Genomic DNA, 17,118 nt, shown 5'->3' with positions numbered 1-17,118 from the left:
TAACTCACCCCGGAGCCGTTCCACCTCCCCAAGCCTCATAGCCGGAAGATGCCCGTTACCAGGCAAGATCACCCGACGTAACGAAGCACTACTAGGGGAAGCCGTCACCGGCCGGAAGGAAATCCAGTCGTTCGAGCAAGTGGTCCAACAGCGTGAGCGCAGCATGGACGACATGAGGGGGCAGACGGATCGCCTCATCGGGGTGGTAGCCCAAGCTCTGAGGCCCTCCATCGACGACCATCCTTTGGGGCCCTGGCCCGGAACAACAGTGCCACCTCACTCCCTCACGACCAAGATCCGGGCCAGTTGCGGGCCAGCACCGGCCCGCCGAAGGCAGATACCTTCATCTTGCCCGGTCAGGAGCGGCGCGGCGCGTGTACCACCAGCACTCGAAGAATCTGCTGGTCAGCTACTCGCCGAAGAAGCTCGGCTTCTTCTAAGGGCATGAAAAGAGGCGCCCGGCCTGGGCTTTCGCTCGCCAGGCGCCTCTCGCTCACCCCAGCTCGTGCTGTGACCGCGTGGGTTCGCCGGGTTGGTGGTCGTGACGGTTGGATGTGCGGTGACGTCCATTCGACTGCTGGAGGCGCGGTGGCTGAGCCTGTCCGTGTACGCAGACTGACCGACAAGGAGGGGCAGAAGCTGAAGCAGATCGTGCGCCGGGGCAGCACGAGTTCGGTGCGTTACCGGCGGGCGATGACGCTGCTCGCTTCGACGGGCGGAAACCCACCACCGCAGTCACCCCACGCAAACCCAGGCACTGCACCGCCACCTCCGCTGGCGCAACGCCAACGCCCGCCACCCGACGTACTTGCCGCCCAGCGCAAGGAACGCGCCCGCATCCGCAGCGAGAAGGGCATCCGCTGGGGCGGACGCCCCCTCAACGCCGCAGCCTGACCGACCGTGAACCGCAGCCCCGGAGTGCCGAGAGGGACAAGTTCAGGAGAAGGACAGCGACAGAAGGACGGCTCAGGAGGCGGACGGCTCGATCTCCCCCGCAAAGACGATGACCTGGTCGATGAGGCTCCGCCGCAGATGGACGATGTCCGTTCCCGCCAGGCGGGGGCCTCCGTCCGGCATGGTGAAGACCCACTGGTACCGGGCCCACTCGTCAGGCATGTCCACCGCTGAGCAGCGCACCATCGTGCCGGTCCCCGCCGGGTGGCGCCGGATGTCCAGCACGAACCGCTCGACCGCCGCGATTCCTTCGCTGCGACCCAACGGCCCCCAGAAAACCACGTCTGAGGTCAAGGCCTGGGAGAGCAGGGCAGTCACATAACTGTCGTCCGAGGCGTTGAACGCGGAGATGAACATGTCGATCGCGGAGCGTGCCGTCTCTTCCTCCATGCCCCAGTAATACCAGCCGTTGCGCGTGCGCTCGTCCCGCGAGCCGCCTTCCGATCACGGTGGACCATCCCGGTCACCGCACTAGCCAGGGCTCGCGTTACACCGAAACTCCTAGTTCATCCCACCGGTATCCCGTTCCTGACCAGCCCTTCCGGACCAGTCACGGACCAAACGGCGGCTCACCTCGTAGCCTCACCCCGTAGCCGTTGCGGTTGTTCCGGAACGCGGGGATACGCATGAGGCGCGTCAGGAGCCACACGCCACCGGGAACCCCGCACACCACGGCCGCCGCTCTGGCCGGTCCGGGGGGAAAGTTGTCGAACGCCTCGCAGGCCACCAGGACCAGGCGCGCGACCCGCTGGGCCTTCCCTTCCGACACCAGGAACTGGCCACCGCCCCAGTCGTTCAGGACGAGTGTCACGTCGTCAAGACCGAGCCGTTCGATGAACTCGCTCAGGAGGAGCGCGACGCCGCGGTGGGACAGATCGGCGTCCGGGGCCATCGGCCGGCGGTGTCCGCCGAGAGGCAGCGTGGGCAGGACACAGCGGTACCCGTGCAGCAGCGGCACCACTTTGCGCCACTGCGTCTCGTTCATCGGCAGACCATGGCAGAACACCAGCACCGGTCCGTCGCCCCCGGTGTCCTGGTAGTCGATCGTTCCGGACGACAGCACGATCTGCGGCATCACACCCCCAGGTGACAGAGCGCTCCAAAAGTGTCCAGTGAACGTCGATGGACCACACGAAGGACCTCTCGGACATTGCTCAGCCTTCGCTGCGACAGGTCATCATCTGACAAAGGCGGTGCGGAGAATGTCGGGTGACCGGGGCCTGTGCCGCCGCACGATGGGGGCATGGATGACACGACCTTGGTATCCCGTTTCCTTCGCGATGGCTTCGTGAAGCTGGAGGGCGCCGTCGCGCCGCGCGTGGCCGCGGACTGCGCGCGGCTGTTGTGGCGGGAGACGGGTTGCGACCCGGACGACCCGTCGACGTGGACGCAGCCCGTGCACTGGGTGGCCGGCATGGCGCAGGGACCGTTCGCCGCCGCACCCAACTCCCCTTCCCTGCACCGCGCGTACGACCTGCTCGTCGGCGCGGGACGCTGGGAGCCGCGCTACTCGCTGGGCACGTTCCCGCTGCGCTTCCCGCACGGGGAGGAGCCGGACGACGCGGGCTGGCACATCGAGGGGAGTTATCTGCCGGAAGGCGAGAGCTGGTACTTCACGAATCTGCGCTCCCAGGGCCGGGCGCTGCTGATGCTGTTCCTGTTCAGCGAGGTCGGTGAGGAAGACGCCCCGACCCGGATCCGGGTCGGCTCACACCTCGACGTGCCGAAGGTGCTGGAGATGTACGGGGAGGACGGAGCGAGCGGGCTGGCCCTCGCCCCCGATCTGGTGGCGGCGTCCGACCACCGGCCACTCGCCCTCGCTACCGGTTCTCCGGGCGATGTCTTCCTGTGCCATCCGTTCTTGGTGCACTCGGCGCAGCCGCACCGGGGGGTGCGGCCGCGCTTCATGGCTCAGCCGCCGCTGATGCCAGCCGCACCGTACGCATTGGAGCGGGCCGACGGCGCGTACTCACCCGTGGAGATCGCGATCCGCCGGGGCCTGGGACAGGACACCACCGGTCCGGACGGGGACAGCACCGCCCGCAGCGCCGGGTAGACATGCTTCATTCGTGTCCTCATCCGGTCCGGCTCCTGGCGGGAGCAGTGGCTGACGCCAGCCGTCCACCGTGCGCACGACGGCCGCGTCGGTCCGCTGGTCGGCAGCCGGAAGGTCTGTTCGTTGGCGGCGGTGATGATCCGGGTTGTCATCAGACGCAGCTGGGTGGCGTAGGCGGGTGAGTCGGGGAGGAGGTCGAGCTGGCCGGTCTCCGGGCCGAAAGCCACGGCGACGCTGTGGAAGGCTCCGGCCAGTCCGACGGGGCGCGCGCGTGATACTGGACGGTCGACTTCTTCGGGCGGCGTGGCGCGTTGGGGCGGTCGGTGCCGCGCTGCTCGGCGTCCTGGCGGACGCGCGGAATCGGTTATCTTCCTGAGCCCGGGGCACAGGGAGGGGCGGTACTCGCCCTCGGCCTGCCGGTCAGCCATGTCCCTGGCCATCCGCAGCGCCCTGAACGCGAACCCGGCGACACCGGACGGGCAGCCCTCGACAGGATCCTGACCACGTGGTGCCGAGCCGGGACCACGGCCTGACGCACGAACCCGGCCAGGGCACACCTGGGTGCCTCCGGCTGGGCCTCGACACCCCTCCTCGGACCGGCCGCCCCACCCGGAGCCCGTGCCCTGTTGCCCTGTCCCGGCCTGTCGACCTGACACAACCCCTGGCCCCCGGTGACCAGGGCGTACGGTCGCCCTTCACCGGCGGGAACCACACGCCGCGCACCACAGGGGAGGAACGATGAGCAACGACACCGGATGGGTCCGTCGCCAGGACCTCGGCCGGGAGGCGTGCCGGACACGGGCTGGGGCATCGCGGAGCGCCCGCAGCGCGGCCGCGACACCGGCTGGGGCATCACCGGCCGCTGACCGCTGGCTGCTCTTCGGAGGTCCCGCACTCCTGGGCGCGGGACCTTCGCGCGTCCGGGCAGGGAGCCTGGAGGTCCGGGCGCCGCCGTGGACCGGATCGCGGGCGGTCACAGTATCTGCTGGACCCAGCAGCCGAGGAGACCGGCGAGGGTGCGGCCGGTGCCGTGGCTCAGGCCCCGGACGCAGTGGCGGATCGGGGTGTGGTTCCGCCGTCGGCGGCGCCGGGTGCGGGGCGCGTCGGGGGGGTGGGCACGGGCGGGGTCCTTCCGGAGGCGGGTGGTCTCGTCGTCCTGGAGCGGGAACGGCTCCAGGACGACGCAACCCAGCAACAGACCGGTCACCTCGCCGCGGCCGCGTGCTCCGACGACGACGGCCATCGCTTCCCGCCCTTCGGCGAGCAGGGCGCCTGTCGCGTCCTCGGCGGCGACGGCGCTGGTGAGGGGAAGGCCCGGCGCCCTTCTCCGGGCCCGTTCCACAGCCTGGCCGACGATGTTCTCCGCGAGGACCTGGCCCGCGGGCCGGTCGGGCGTCCGGTCCGGCACGGTCCCCTCGTACCGTTCCCAGAGGGAGGCGTGCACGATCCGCAACGGGCGTCCGTGACGCACGGCCTCGTCGACGGCCCAGTCCAGGGCCGTGAGACCGGCGTCTGAACCGTCGACACCCACGACCAGGGGGAGTTCCATCCCGCCCACCGCCTTTCGGTCGCTCGAAGCCTGGTGTCACGCTCGCACGGGCGCGCGACGGGAGGACAGGGCCGATCGGTCCCCAACGGGTGCCCGGGGCGCCCGCGCGGCCCTCCTTCCGGGGGCGGTCGGCACAGGGACCTCCCCGGACCGTCCGCATCGGGGGCGCTCCTGCTCTCAGCTCGCCCAGGATGAGCCTGTCCCGGGCGCGAGACATGCGTCCGGGACGGAACGGAGGCACGCACCGATCCGGACCCGGGTGAGGTCCCGGCCGAAGCGGAGGGCGAGGACGCGCCGGTTCCGGACGTCGAGGCGGTCCACGAGCGGCTTCGGGGAGACGAGGTCCTCGATCAGTCCGCAGGAGCGTGCGCGGTCGGTCGGCCGGTCGGTGAGCCGCAGGGCCGCCGCTCACCGAGTGGGGTCTTCCTGGACCGTCCCCGGTCGGGGGAGACCCCACTCGGACAGTCGATATCGGGCGGCCCGGCCAGGGCATCCCGCCGCGTCCCCGCCCCCGACGAGGGGCGGAAGGGGACGGAACGGCCCCGTGCGAGCCGCTGTGCCGGGCATGGGGGCTCCTTCGGCGAGGGCCGGGGCCCGCAGGGCGCGGAGGTTCTTCGGGTCGGCTTCCACCGGGCACCTGCCCGGTCCCGCCCGATGAATGCGGGGTGTGTGCGGTGCCGTCCCGCAGGGTGGGAGGCATCGCTACGGAGGGGCGTCTCCCATACGGTCGGTGAGGGTCGGGCCCGCGGGTGACGGCGCCGGACTCCATGGGCCGGATGCGCCGCGCTGAGTCCGGTTCTCGGCCGGGACGGCTCCCCCGGGGGGCCTACCGCGTACCCCGCGCGTCAGCGTGCGGACTCCTCGTGACCGGACCTGCGGCCTTCCCGCCGGGTCGGGCCGTCCGCTGTCCCCGGCGTCCGGAGGGCTCCCTCCGGCGGGTTCGGTTCCGGGGCGGCCGGGGCGTGCGGGGCACGCGGCAGGGCCCCCCGGGGCCCGTTCCCTTCGGGGGAGACCCGGGCGCCGGGACCGGGCGGCGGGGGCCGTGACGGCCCCTCGGGCCGCCCGGCTGCCGGGCGAACGGGTCACTTCATGTCGTCGCGGGCCTTGCGGACGCGGTCACGCGCCTTCTCGCCCACCTCCCGGACCTTGCCCTTCACCTGGTCGGTCCTGCCCTCGGCCTCCATCCGCTCATTGCCCGTGACCTTCCCCACGGTTTCCTTGATCTTGCCCTTGCCCTTGTCCATGGCGCTCTTGCGCATGAGCTCGATTCCTTTCTCGTGAACGGACCCCGGCCGGTGCCACGGCGCCGGGCCCGGTCTCAGTCCGGGTTCCGGATCCCAGCATCCCCCGCGCCGGTGCGCGGCGCCCGGTCGACCGGACTCACCGCGGGGCCGCGCGAGCGGCTCGTCACGGCCCCGCTGCTCGTCGATCCCTGCCGGGGCGGGTCGTCCACGGGCCCGGGTCCATCCGGAGCCACCTCCCGTCCTTCCGGACCGGGCCCTCCTGCAGGACCGGTGTCGACAGTGACGCGGACCGCGTCGCACCCCTGCGGGTTCCCCGCCGGACCGGATCCAACCCCCACCTCGCTCCGTGGCGGGACTCACCCCCCCCTCGTCCATTCTCCCGCCGCCCTCCCAGCCGTGTCAGGACAGCGTCCCGTCGCCGCTCTCGTACGCCTGGGCCACTCCCCGCGTACGGCGATCTCGAACATCCGGCCCGTCGAGGGGCCCGGTCCCCCGAGGGTGGCGGTCACGGGCACCTCCGGTCCGGCATGGTCCGGCGGGCGCGGGTTTCCCGGCGGGCGCTGACGCTCCTGGGCGGTACCCCGCCGGTCGGCCGTCGTGCCCGACGCTCCGGCCTGAGCGCTACGGCTCGGGGACCGCCCTCCGTACCGCCCGGACCCGGCCCAGGACGTCCGTCGGATCGGTGTCGCGCTGGATGCAGGGGAGGGTGATGTACCACCAGTCGGCCAGGCGGTCGGCGACCAGATGACGGCCCTCCAGCGCCTCGGTGAGGGTGCAGAGCCCGAAGAAGGCCCGGACCAGGGCGGGGGCGACGGTGGCGGGGCGGGTCCGGTGGGCGAGCTGACCGGTGACACGCGCCTGGGCGAGAAGGCGGGTGGTGGCGGCGGTCCAGAGGGCGAAGGGGTGTGGCAGGGGGACGTCGATGGTGTCGCGCTCCGCCCAGAGGCGTGCGCCGGCGCGGGCGACGGTGTCCTCGGTGAGGGTGTGCGCGATCTCGAAGCTGAGGGACACCAGCCGGTCGAGCGGCGGTACGGAACGGTCCGTGTAGCGCGAGGTCAGCTGGGGCCAGGTGGCGAAGGAGTCCTCGACGACGGCGAGGGCGAGCCCCTCCTTGCCCGCGTAGTGGAAGTACACGGCACCGCTGGTCCGACCGGACCAGCGGCTTATGTCGCTGACACTGGTACCGGCGTACCCCTGCTCCGCGAAGAGACAGGCGGCCGCCTCCAGAAGTGCCCTGCGGGTCGCCCTGGCCCGTTGCTGCAACGTACTGCCCACTTCCACTCGGCTCGCTGGTGACGACCGAGAAGGTAGTGCGCCCGCGTGCGGCCGTGACAATGCGCGCTCCCGCACGAGGCCACGGCTCTTTCCGTTCGAGCACCCACCCTTGCGGGCGATCCTCTTCTCTTTTCCGGCGCGCCCACCGGCCATTCGGGCGAATGCGTCGCCCTCCCGTCGCTCTACGCGGACCGCCGTGCGCATATGCGCCAACCGGGCGCCGTATGAGCGGGCTTGGCGCGGCATCGACGGAGGCCGCCGGGAGGCACGAGAGACGGCCCTTACTCCTTTCCGCCCGCCAGGTCGATCACTCGATGTAGTGATTGCACTACAGGGCGTCGCGAAAATAACGTAACGGCCATGATGTTTCCCGTTTGAGGCGGTATGAACATGATGTCCGCGCCTCACAGGGCGGCTGCGGATCTCCTCGCACCGTCCCGTCGACCGGGAGACGCGCGATCCATCCGAACCGGCCTCGCCACAAGCGCGACCGCTCCCCTCCCGGAGGCATCATGACCGCCCAGGCGCATCCGCTGATCAGCTGGTCGCCCGAAGCCGTCGTCCTCGATTGCGACGGCACCCTGATGGACAGCGAACGGCACTGGCAGGACGCCCGGAACCACGCCTTCCGGGAGTTCGGGCTGACGGCTCCGCCCGGGTTCGCCGACCGTGCCAAGGGCGTGCACTACGCCGACTGCGGGCGGCTGATGGCCGAGGAGACACAGAAGCCGGAGCTCGCCGACGAACTGGCCCGGTCCCTGCTGGAGCACTTCCTCTCCCTGGTCGCCGACAATCCCGTGACCATGCCCGGGGCGGCCGCGTTCGTCGGCCTCCTCGCGGGACGACTGCCGCTGGCGGTGGCCAGCAACTGCCCGCTGGAGGTCGTGGAGGCGAGCCTCGGCCGGGCGGGACTGCTGCGGCACTTCGCCCACGTGGTCGTCCCCACGGAGACGGTCGCCCCCGCGGGGACCGCCGTCGCCACGGAGACTCCCGGGACACCCTCCTCGCGGACCGCGCCGGACGGGGCGGACGCACCGGACGGACTCGTTACGGGGGTCGTACGCCCCAAGCCCTGGCCCGACGTCTACACGACGGCAGCCCGGCTCTGCGGCACCGAGCCGGAGCGGGCACTGGCCGTGGAGGACTCGCTGACCGGGATCGAGTCGGCCCGCCGGGCCGGGCTGCGGGTGCTCGGGGTGGGACCGCGCCCGGACGAGGGGCCCTCCGGCGCCGACCTGTGGGTGACCACGCTCCGCTCGCCGGTGCTCCTGTCCTGGGTGCGAGTAAGGGTGCTGGGACAGGCGGACACCGGGCAGGAATGAGCCGGGCCGCGCACGCCCGCCCACGGTGACGGGCCGGTGCCGCCCGGCGCCCGGCGCCCGCGAGGGCCTACGAGGCGTTCGTGTACGGCGTGAGGTCGCCGACGATCCCCGCAGCCGAGGCGAAGAGGAGGGCGACTCCGACGGCCCCCGGGTCCGGCACGCCGGCCGCGCGTTCGCCTACATAGCTGGAACGGCCCCTGCGGGCGCGCAGCCGCGCGGTGTCGCGTACGCCCTGCCAGGCCGCTTCGGCGGCGGCGCCCAGCGCGTCGGCGGGCGGGGTCCTGCCGTCGAGCGCGCCCAGTGCCGTGACGGCGGGAGCCAGGGCGTCGACCAGGGTCTTGTCGCCGGGCGCGGCCTCGCCGACGCGCCGGATGGCGGCCAGCCCCTCACCGGCCCCCCGGGCGAGTGCGGGGGCCGTGAGGCCCTGGGCGGCGACGGAGGCGGCGAGCGACTGGAGGAGCAACCCGAACAGGGGGCCGCTGGTCCCGCCCACCTCGTCGAGGAAGGCGGTCGCCGCCGCCTCCAGCGCCTCGGCGTCCCCGGGAGCCGGGAGGGCGTCCAGACGCGCGAGGGCGGCGGCGGTGCCCGCCGACAGGTTGGTGCCGAAATCGCCGTCGCCGACCCGCTGGTCGAGGGCGGTGAGCTGGGCCTCGGCGGCACGGGCGGTGCCGGCGAAGCGGCGCATCCAGGTGCCGCCGGAGAGCACCTCGTCAGTACGGGTCAAGGAACTGCTCCCGTTCTCGTGGCCGGGGGGCCCGGGGGGATGGGGGTGCCGGAACCGGTCCGGGCGGGGTGCGGGGGCCACCGGGCCGGGGCCGACTCACCAGCGGAGGGCGGCGGTGCACACGGGGGCGTCGTAGAAAGCGAGGTCGGCCGGTTCGGCGAGGAGGACGGTGAGGGAGAATCCGCGCATGTCGAGGGCCGTGACGTAGTCGCCGACCAGGCCCCGGGCGAGGACGATCCCCCGGTCGTCGAGGACCCTGGCCAGCTCGCCGTGGGTGGCGTACAGCTCCAGGGGCGTCACCGCGCCGAGCCCGTTGACCAGGGTGACGACGGTGGCGCCCGGCTCCGCCGCGAGGGCTTCGAGGAGCTCGCCCGCCATCCGCTCGACGAGCGCCGCGAGCGGCACGTGGTGCGCGCTCGATCTGGCGCGCTCGCCGTGGATCCCGACGCCGTACTCCAGCTCACCGGCGGCGAGGCGGAAGGCGGGCTCGCCCAGGGTCGGGGAGGTGTGGGCGGCGGAGGCGACGGCGAGGGTGCGGCAGCGGGCGGCGAGGCGGGTTCCGAGCGCCTGGAGCTCGCCGAGACCGAGGCCGGTGTCGGCCGCGCCCCCGAGGATCTTCTCGACGAGTACCGTGCCTCCGGTCCCCCGGCGGCCGGAGGCGATCTCCTCCGCGTCGGAGGCGAGGTCGTCGTCGACGAGGACCCGCGCGCAGGGCACTCCCCGGTGGGCCAGACGCTCGGCGGCGATGCCGAAGTTGATGCGGTCGCCGGTGTAGTTCTTGACGATGTGGAGAACGCCGTCCTCGCGGGCGGCGGCGAGCGAGCCCTCGTAGACCTGGCGGTTGTGCGGAGAGGCGAAGACCCGGCCGGGGCAGGCGGCGTCGAGCATTCCCCGGCCGACGTACCCGGCGTGCAGGGGCTCGTGTCCGGTGCCGCCGCCGGAGAGCAGGGCGACCCGGCGGTGCGGGGACGCGGCACGGGCGAGCAGGAACCCGTGGGCCGGATCGAGGGTGAGCAGGTCCGCGTGGGCACGGGCGAAGCCCGCGAGAGCGTCGGACACGAGGGTGTCGGCGCTGTTCTCGAAGTACGAGGCCATGAGAGTCCTCTGTCGTCGAGGGCCACGGTCGGCGCCCCCGCCGACCGCCTCCCGCCCGGGTTCCTACATGCTGGGCTCCGGCTCCGCCCGGGGCAAGCCATGGGCCATATCGCTCGTCCTTTCGGGCGTGGGCGCGGACCGGAGCCGGTCGTCCTTTCGGGCGTGGGGGCGAACCGGAGCCGGTCGTCGCCGCGACGGGCCCGTGCATCCCCCTTCCCCACGGCCCCCGGGGAAGCCCTTACGGGTCCCCTACGGGCGAGCCCCCTCGCCCCGGACAGGGCCGCCGCTACGGCTGCCAGGGTGGCGGCCCGCCGGGCGGTGACGGTGATCAGGGCGAGTACGGCGCCGGTGAGGGAGACGGCGGTCCACGCGGGCAGGAGGAGGCAGGCGGGCAGGAGCGCTCCCGGGGCGCGGAGCGCACAGGGCGGGAACCGCTTCAGGACGGTGCGCGGGGAGTCGCCGTACCGCGGGCCGAGCGCCGCGTCGGCAACGTGGAAGGCCAGCAGGCCGGCACACAGGGTGGTGAGCGCTCCGGCGGGAAGGGCCGTGGCCTGGTTCGGCGACGGTGTTCAGCCGCGCAGCCGCACGGCGAGCGTGGCCGGCCGGGCTCCGGGGGTGTACGGCACCGGGGGCTCGACCTCCGCGCCGAGGGTCGCCACCGCCAGGGCCAGGCCGTCCTCGTCGAGGCCGAGGCTGAGGGCGAGGACGAGGGCGAGGGCGAGGGCGAGGAGACCGTGCGGCTCCCCCGCCGCCGGGCGAGGAGACCGGGGTCGGTGCCCTCCAGGTAGTCGGCGAGCGCCGTCCCGTGGTCGCCGAACTCGTCCGGCACGTCCCGCGTGAACCAGCCGCCGAGCGGTTGCGCCAGTTCGGGGAAGCGGGCCCGCCACTCCTCGCCCGACGGGACCCGACCCGTACGCGCCACGCGCCGACCTCGGGGACACCACCGGCCCGCCGGACAGGGCGATCTTCTCCGCTCCCCGACCGCCCACCGGGGTGCCGCTGGCCCCGCCTCGTCCGGGACCGTCCACCGACCGCTCCGCGATCCTCTCCTACGCCCCCCGCACCAGCAAGATCCCGCCGCCCCGTCACCCAGCGGTCGCCGCCCCGTCACCGCGGGCACCGTCCGCGGCCTCCGGTGGCAGGAGCCATGGTCCTGCCCACCGCGCTGCGCCCAGGACCGGCGAGCAGGCGGGCCGCGAGAACATCCGGGCCGGAATTCTCCTGGCAGGCGTCGCCGAACGGCTCCCGGCCGCTGACCGCGCGGGGAAGGACTCCGGAGAGTTCGCCGATGACGTCGCCGAGCGAGCGTGTCGTCGGAATGCAGGGTCCGCAGAAGGAACTTCCACGGCCCAGGCCGATCGCCGCACCACCCGTAAACCGGACACGCGCGGCGGACCGACTGCGGTAGCGGCGCACCCCGCGCTCCGGCCGGCGGCCGAGAACCCACCCCTCCGATCATTTCCGGCCATTGCGGTACGGCTGGCCAACCTGAAGGCGGGGCCGCCCAGTTGTGGCCTCAGGGAACGAGGTCCACCCCGGACTCCGGTTCCGCCATCAGGAGGAAAGTTGCCCAGAAGACGCCATGACGTCGCCAGACCCGTTCTCACCCTGTCGGTCGCGGTCGTCCTCGCGGCCGCTTCGGTCACCGGGTCACCCGGTCACGCGACCGCCGCGCCCACCGGATCCGGCGTGGTCCCCACGGGCGGGACAGCACGATCCGGTCCCGGTTCCGTGATCACCCTGATCACCGGCGACCGGGTCCGGGTCGACGCCGAGGGAGCCGTCACCGGGCTCCAGCGGGCGGCAGGACGGGAGCGCATACCCGTACAGACCCGCGTCCAGCACGGGCGCACCCATGTCATCCCGTACGACGCCCGTGAGCTCATCGCCTCGGGCACGCTCGACCAGCGACTGTTCGACGTCACCGAACTCAGCCGCGCGCAGAGCCTCATGTCCCACCGCGACGGCCTCAAGGTGATCGTCGGCTACACCGGCGGACCGACGGCCGTCGCGGCCCGCACCGACGTGCGGACCCTGCCCGGTACCCAGCTCCGGCGCACCCTGCGGACCCTGAACGCCGACGCGGTGACCGCCCCCGCCGAGGACCCCGCCGCCCTGTGGAAGACCCTCACCGCGCCGAAGGGGGACAGCGCCCGGACCGCTGCCTCCGGGATCGCCCGCATCTGGCTCGACGGCGTCAACCGGGCCTCCCTCGACACCAGCGTCGGACAGGTCGGCACCCCCAGGGCCTGGGCCGCCGGTCACGACGGCACCGGTGTGAAGATCGCCGTGCTGGACACCGGGATCGAGGCGGCACACCCCGACCTCAAGGGCCAGGTGATCGGGGAGGCGAACTTCTCCGCCTCCCCCGACACCAAGGACCGCAACGGCCACGGCACCCATGTCGCCTCCATAGCCGCCGGTACGGGCGCCGGATCAGCCGGGAAGCACAAGGGTGTCGCCCCCGGCGCGAAGGTCCTCAGCGGCAAGGTCCTCGACGACGACGGCCGTGGCGACGACTCCTCCATCGTGGCGGGCATGGAGTGGGCCGTCGCCCAGGGCGCGGACATCGTCAACCTCAGCCTCGGTGGCTGGGACACTCCCGGGACCGACCCCAAGGAAGCCCAGGTCGAGAAGGCATCGGCGGAGAAGGGCGTCCTGTTCGCCATCGCGGCGGGCAACGACGGGCGGTCGGCGCGGACCGTCGGCTCGCCCGGCTCGGCGCCCTCCGCGCTGACCGTCGGCGGCGTCGACGACAACGACGCGATGTACGAGATGTCCAGCGGCGGCCCGCTCCCCGACGGCAGCGTCAAACCGGACATCACCGCTCCCGGCGTGGGCATCACCGCGGCTTCGTCCCCCGGCAGCACCATCGAGCGGATGTTCGGACAGAACCCGCCGGGCTACGTCACGATCTCCGGCACCTCCATGGCGACGCCCCATGTGGCCGGGGCCGCCGCCCTCCTCAAGCAGAAGAACCCCGGCTGGACGTACAAGGAGCTGAAGAGCACCCTCACCGCCTCCGCGCAGGAGGGTCCGTACAGCCCCTTCGAGCAGGGCTCGGGCAGGCTCGCCGTCGACCGGGCCGTCGAGCAGACCGTGACCGCCGACGCGAACACCGTCGACTTCGGCCGCCAGGCCTGGCCGCACACCGACAACACCCCGGTCACCAGGACGGTGGCCTACCGCAACCAGGGCGCCAGGGACACGGTCCTCCAGCTCAGTGCCAAGGGCGTCGGCCCCGACGGCACACCCGCCCCGGCCGGGTTCTTCACTCTCGGCGAGGACCGGATCACCGTCCCGGCCGGTGGCACGGCCTCCGTGACCGTCACGGCAGACACCCGCCTCGCGGGCGGGAACTCCGGCCCCGGCGGCTCCGGTTCCGGCTCCTACGCGGCGGCCCTGACCGCCGCCGGTGACGGCCACACCGTCCGTACCACCGCCTCCGTGGAACTGGAGACCGAGTCGTACGACGTCACCGTCCGGCACATCGCGCGCGACGGCTCACCCGGCGACGACTTCACCACGGAGCTGCTCGCCAACCACTCCACGACCGAGTTCCGCTGGACGGACCGCGCGGCCGGGATCGGCGTCATCCGCGCGCCCAAGGGCAGCTATCTGCTCCAGTCCAGCGCCGCCGTCGACCCGCTGGACTCCGGCAAGGGCTTCGACCTGCTCTCCCAGCCCCGTCTGACCGTGGACAAGGACACCACCGTCACCGTCGACGCCCGCACGGCCGAGCCGGTCTCCATCACCGTCCCGGACCCTGCCGCCAAGTCCACGTACGCCCTCACGAGCTACACCCTTGACGATCCGGGCGGCAACTGGCTGGCCAACTCCTACTCCCTGGAGTCGTTCACGGGTCTGCGCACCGCGCACATCGGACCGGAGATCACCGACGGTTCGCTCTCCCAGACCTGGAGCACCCAGTGGAAGAAGCCGTCCGGCGAGGAGTACCGGACCGTGTCCGGGGGCAAGGCGAACCGGTTCGCGACCGGGTACACCAAGCACTTCGCCGCCGGTGAGTTCGCCACGGTACGGGTCGGCCTCGGCGGCTCCGTCAAGGGCAAGCGGGGCGATCTGAGCCTCACGGGCACGACGGGCGTCTCCGAGGTCGGCCCCCCCGACTCCGCGCCCGAGCCATTGCCCGCCTCCCGGACCCTGCTGCTCTCCACCGCCGAGAAGGCCACCTGGAACATGCATTACCGCCAGTACGGCTCGTTGGTGGACCAGGGAAAGCCGCTCCCCGACGGGTTGTATCTCCTCGGCGGCGCGAAGACCTACCGGGCGGGGAAGGAGTACCGGGAGACCTTCAACACCGGGGTCGTCCAGCCGTCGCTGCGACCGGGTTCCGGTGTCTTCCGGGAAGGCGATCTACTGTGGGGCAGGCTGGGCCTGTTCGACGACGCCCAGGGCCATGAGGGCCTGACGAACATCGCCTCGTCCAGGACCACGCTGCACCGGGGCACCACGAAGATCGGCGAGTACGGGGGCGGGCTCTGGGGCTCACAGGGCTTCGAGGTGGCACCCGAGGCCGCCGAATACACCCTGGCCAGTACCTCGACCCGTACCCCCGACGTGTCCCGGATCTCCAGCCGAACCGATGTGAGCTGGACCTTCCGCACCGAGCGCCCCACCGTCGGCACCAGGACAGAACTGCCCGTCTCCCTGCCCCGCTTCGGCGCGGTCGGCGCCCTCGACGGCACCGTCCGGGCAGGTGCCACCACGACCCTCCCGGTGACCGTGCAGGGCCCGGCGGCGGGCCGGAACCTCGGATCGCTCGTCGTGTCGGTGTCGTACGACAACGGTCTGATCTGGCGGAAGGTCCCCGTCACGAAGGGCAGGATCACCCTGCCGAACCCGGCGAAGGACAAGTCCGTCGCGCTCCGCGCCGAGGTCACGGACGTCAAGGGCAACAGGGGGACGGTGACGGTGTACGACGCGTACTTCGGCAGGTGAGCGAGACCCCGCCCGGTGGCCGCGCGGCCGCCGGGCGGAGGAGGCCGACCCATCGGGACGCGGGGGGCTCCCGTGGGTCGGCCGTTGTCTCACGTGAATGGGCGAGCCACGGAAGTACGGCCCCCGTGCCGTCGAGGAGGGCGAGGAGCACGGGTGCGGAGGCGAGCAGCCTCTCGCGCCGTGCCTCTGCCCTACCGACGTGCACACCCCCTCGCCTGTCGCTCAGCCGACCTGGAAGGAGATCGTCGGCACCCGTGCTTCCGCCCTTGACTCCCTGTCCACACCAGCCGCAGTGGTCAGGGGCCCGGCCCGTCACTCCTTCGGGGTGGCATGTCATCGGGCGGATCCAGCCGGAGGCCGGGACGATGGTCCACGTTTCGAAGCCGAAGGCGGTCATCGCGACGAGGGCGTCGTGCCGACAGGTGGGTGGACCGGCTGGGTCCCGCCGCCTGTCCACCACGGTGCCGCGTCTCGGTGTTCCGTAAGCCCGGAGCCCCTGCCCGACTCGTTCCGTCGAACACTGGTGAGGAACCATGTCCCGTACGCCGCCCCCCTACGTCGATCCGACGAAGCCCAGCATCGCCAGGGTGTACGACGCGTTCCTCGGCGGCAGCGACAACTACGAGGTGGACCGCGAGGTGGTCCACCGGGTGATGCGAGCCGTTCCTGAAACCGCCGGGCTGGCGGTCGAGAACCGCGCCTTCCTGATCCGCGCGTGCCGCTTCCTGGCAGGCCAGGCCGACATCACGCAGTACCTGGACTGCGGCTCGGGCCTGCCGACCGCGGAGAACACCCACCAGGTGGTGCAGGGGATCGACCCGCGATCACGGGTCGTCTACGTGGACAACGACCCCCTGGTGCTGGCCCACAGCCGCGCGCTGCTGGCGGGGAACCGGAACGCCGTCATCGTCGCCGAGGACATCTTCAAGCCGGAGGCCCTGCTCCGGAACGAGACCGTGCGGTCCCACCTCGACTGGGAGAAGCCCATCGCCCTGCTGCACATGGGCACGCTGCACCACTACACCGGCGAGGGCACCCGCACCCGCAAGGACATCGTGCGCGCCTACGCCGACGCCCTTCCCGCCGGATCCTATGTGGCTCTCAGCCACTTCCTGGATCCGGAGGACGAGTACAGCGCGACCGCACGGAAGATGGAGGACATGTTCCTGCACAGCATGATGGGCAGCGGCACCTTCTCCACCAGAGACGAGCTGCAGGAGTTGTTCGACGGTCTGGAGATGGTCGCCCCGGGCCTGGTGCCGTGCAGCGAGTGGCGGGAGGACGCCCCTCCGGCCAGTCAGGGCGTGGCTCAGCGGTGCATCGCCGGGGGCGTCGCCCGCAAGCCGTGAGACCCGCCGGATTCCACCAGCGCCCGTGAGAGGGCTGCGGGCGAGGGCGCGGGGCGGTGCGTACGCGGTGTCTGCCCGGGGCATGGAGGGATGCGCTCGTCGACCCGGGTGCCGAAGACCCCGGGTTCGGCGCCGGGTGAACGCGACGCCTTCGATCACCTGTGGAGAGCGGCCGGGGCATCGAAGGCACCCCGGTGCAGATCCACACGCGCGGAATCCGTTCCGGTCATGGCGAAATACAGGACTCGGGCGCGCACCCTGTAGCGCAATAGTCGAGATTCGCAAGCAAAAAAGATCGATTTCACTCGATCGAACATTTCTGCGCTTTACATTGACGAAAATTTGATCACGTGAAGGAATGCCTCACCGAATCACTTTCCCGCCGGTGACGTGGGAAAAGACCGATACATGAGCGGGCCTCCCCGGAGGACTTCGCCGTTCCGCCACCACCTCACGTAAAGGCCCTCTAAGATTTCGGCGAGACGGTTTCTCCGCATCTCTGTGTACTCCCTCATGAGCCGGGCGAAAGCCCCTTCCAGTGCTGAGAGCAGGGGATGACATTCACCTATGAAGCCGCCAAGAGAGCCACGT

The 17,118-nt window shown here is 72.0% G+C and carries 11 protein-coding genes; 4 read left to right on the top strand and 7 right to left on the bottom strand.

The features are described 5' to 3' along the window. Positions 1-966: 966 nt before the first annotated feature. The gene (locus ACIO92_RS33740; protein WP_366446509.1) at positions 967-1,344 is read right to left on the bottom strand and encodes a nuclear transport factor 2 family protein; all 378 of its coding nucleotides are present in this window, start codon (positions 1,342-1,344) and stop codon (positions 967-969) included. A 160-nt stretch (positions 1,345-1,504) separates the two neighbouring features. Continuing rightward, a complete protein-coding gene (locus ACIO92_RS33735; RefSeq protein ID WP_402060894.1) occupies positions 1,505-2,029 on the bottom strand; it encodes an alpha/beta fold hydrolase in 525 nt (174 codons plus the stop codon). A 168-nt stretch (positions 2,030-2,197) separates the two neighbouring features. Between ACIO92_RS33735 and ACIO92_RS33730 the strand changes: the two genes are divergently transcribed. Beyond that, positions 2,198-3,010 (top strand): phytanoyl-CoA dioxygenase family protein, encoded by an 813-nt coding sequence (locus tag ACIO92_RS33730; protein ID WP_402060891.1) that lies wholly within the window; start codon positions 2,198-2,200, stop codon positions 3,008-3,010. 973 nt (positions 3,011-3,983) lie between these two features. On the opposite strand, the gene ACIO92_RS33725 is transcribed toward ACIO92_RS33730, so the two are convergent. The 3 genes from ACIO92_RS33725 to ACIO92_RS33715 form a co-directional block, all read right to left on the bottom strand. After that, entirely contained in the window at positions 3,984-4,559 is a 576-nt protein-coding gene (locus tag ACIO92_RS33725; protein ID WP_402284288.1) for a universal stress protein, read from the bottom strand. A gap of 1,082 nt (positions 4,560-5,641) precedes the next feature. Continuing rightward, positions 5,642-5,818: a CsbD family protein gene (locus ACIO92_RS33720; protein ID WP_366445754.1), complete on the bottom strand. Its 177-nt coding sequence runs from the start codon at positions 5,816-5,818 to the stop codon at positions 5,642-5,644. 606 nt (positions 5,819-6,424) lie between these two features. Then, positions 6,425-7,078 (bottom strand): ScbR family autoregulator-binding transcription factor, encoded by a 654-nt coding sequence (locus tag ACIO92_RS33715; RefSeq protein ID WP_402284290.1) that lies wholly within the window; start codon positions 7,076-7,078, stop codon positions 6,425-6,427. Between the two features lie 512 nt (positions 7,079-7,590). Between ACIO92_RS33715 and ACIO92_RS33710 the strand changes: the two genes are divergently transcribed. Next, complete coding sequence (locus ACIO92_RS33710; RefSeq protein WP_402060862.1) at positions 7,591-8,400, top strand: HAD family hydrolase; 810 nt, start codon at positions 7,591-7,593, stop codon at positions 8,398-8,400. Between the two features lie 67 nt (positions 8,401-8,467). Here the strand turns inward: ACIO92_RS33710 and dhaL are convergent, their stop codons facing one another. Together dhaL and ACIO92_RS33700 are read right to left on the bottom strand one after the other, a co-directional pair. Further along, positions 8,468-9,085 carry a dihydroxyacetone kinase subunit DhaL gene (dhaL, locus tag ACIO92_RS33705; protein WP_366445775.1) on the bottom strand — a complete coding sequence of 206 codons (618 nt, stop codon included), beginning with the start codon at positions 9,083-9,085 and terminating at the stop codon, positions 8,468-8,470. A gap of 135 nt (positions 9,086-9,220) precedes the next feature. Continuing rightward, a complete protein-coding gene (locus ACIO92_RS33700; RefSeq protein WP_366445757.1) occupies positions 9,221-10,219 on the bottom strand; it encodes a dihydroxyacetone kinase subunit DhaK in 999 nt (332 codons plus the stop codon). Positions 10,220-11,785: 1,566 nt separating this feature from the next. Here ACIO92_RS33700 and ACIO92_RS33695 point away from each other — a divergent pair. Beyond that, positions 11,786-15,178 carry a S8 family peptidase gene (locus tag ACIO92_RS33695; RefSeq protein ID WP_402284293.1) on the top strand — a complete coding sequence of 1,131 codons (3,393 nt, stop codon included), beginning with the start codon at positions 11,786-11,788 and terminating at the stop codon, positions 15,176-15,178. Positions 15,179-15,711: 533 nt separating this feature from the next. Next, positions 15,712-16,527, top strand: a complete 816-nt coding sequence (locus ACIO92_RS33690; protein WP_402060856.1) for an SAM-dependent methyltransferase — start codon at positions 15,712-15,714, stop codon at positions 16,525-16,527. The last annotated feature ends 591 nt before the right edge of the window (positions 16,528-17,118 follow it).

This window comes from Streptomyces sp. NPDC087215 (genome assembly GCF_044744885.1).
In the GTDB taxonomy this organism is placed as follows: domain Bacteria; phylum Actinomycetota; class Actinomycetes; order Streptomycetales; family Streptomycetaceae; genus Streptomyces.
The sequence above is the reverse complement of the archived record's forward strand: the minus strand, read 5'-3'. Positions and strand labels throughout refer to the sequence as shown.

Excerpts from the sequence above, each read along its gene's own strand:
- ACIO92_RS33740 (WP_366446509.1), bottom strand. The coding sequence starts at position 1,344 with ATGGAGGAAGAGACGGCACGCTCCGCGATCGACATGTTCATCTCCGCG.
- ACIO92_RS33735 (WP_402060894.1), bottom strand. The coding sequence starts at position 2,029 with ATGCCGCAGATCGTGCTGTCGTCCGGAACGATCGACTACCAGGACACC.
- ACIO92_RS33730 (WP_402060891.1), top strand. The coding sequence starts at position 2,198 with ATGGATGACACGACCTTGGTATCCCGTTTCCTTCGCGATGGCTTCGTG.
- ACIO92_RS33725 (WP_402284288.1), bottom strand. The coding sequence starts at position 4,559 with ATGGAACTCCCCCTGGTCGTGGGTGTCGACGGTTCAGACGCCGGTCTC.
- ACIO92_RS33720 (WP_366445754.1), bottom strand. The coding sequence starts at position 5,818 with ATGCGCAAGAGCGCCATGGACAAGGGCAAGGGCAAGATCAAGGAAACC.
- ACIO92_RS33710 (WP_402060862.1), top strand. The coding sequence starts at position 7,591 with ATGACCGCCCAGGCGCATCCGCTGATCAGCTGGTCGCCCGAAGCCGTC.
- dhaL (WP_366445775.1), bottom strand. The coding sequence starts at position 9,085 with ATGCGCCGCTTCGCCGGCACCGCCCGTGCCGCCGAGGCCCAGCTCACC.
- ACIO92_RS33700 (WP_366445757.1), bottom strand. The coding sequence starts at position 10,219 with ATGGCCTCGTACTTCGAGAACAGCGCCGACACCCTCGTGTCCGACGCT.
- ACIO92_RS33690 (WP_402060856.1), top strand. The coding sequence starts at position 15,712 with ATGTCCCGTACGCCGCCCCCCTACGTCGATCCGACGAAGCCCAGCATC.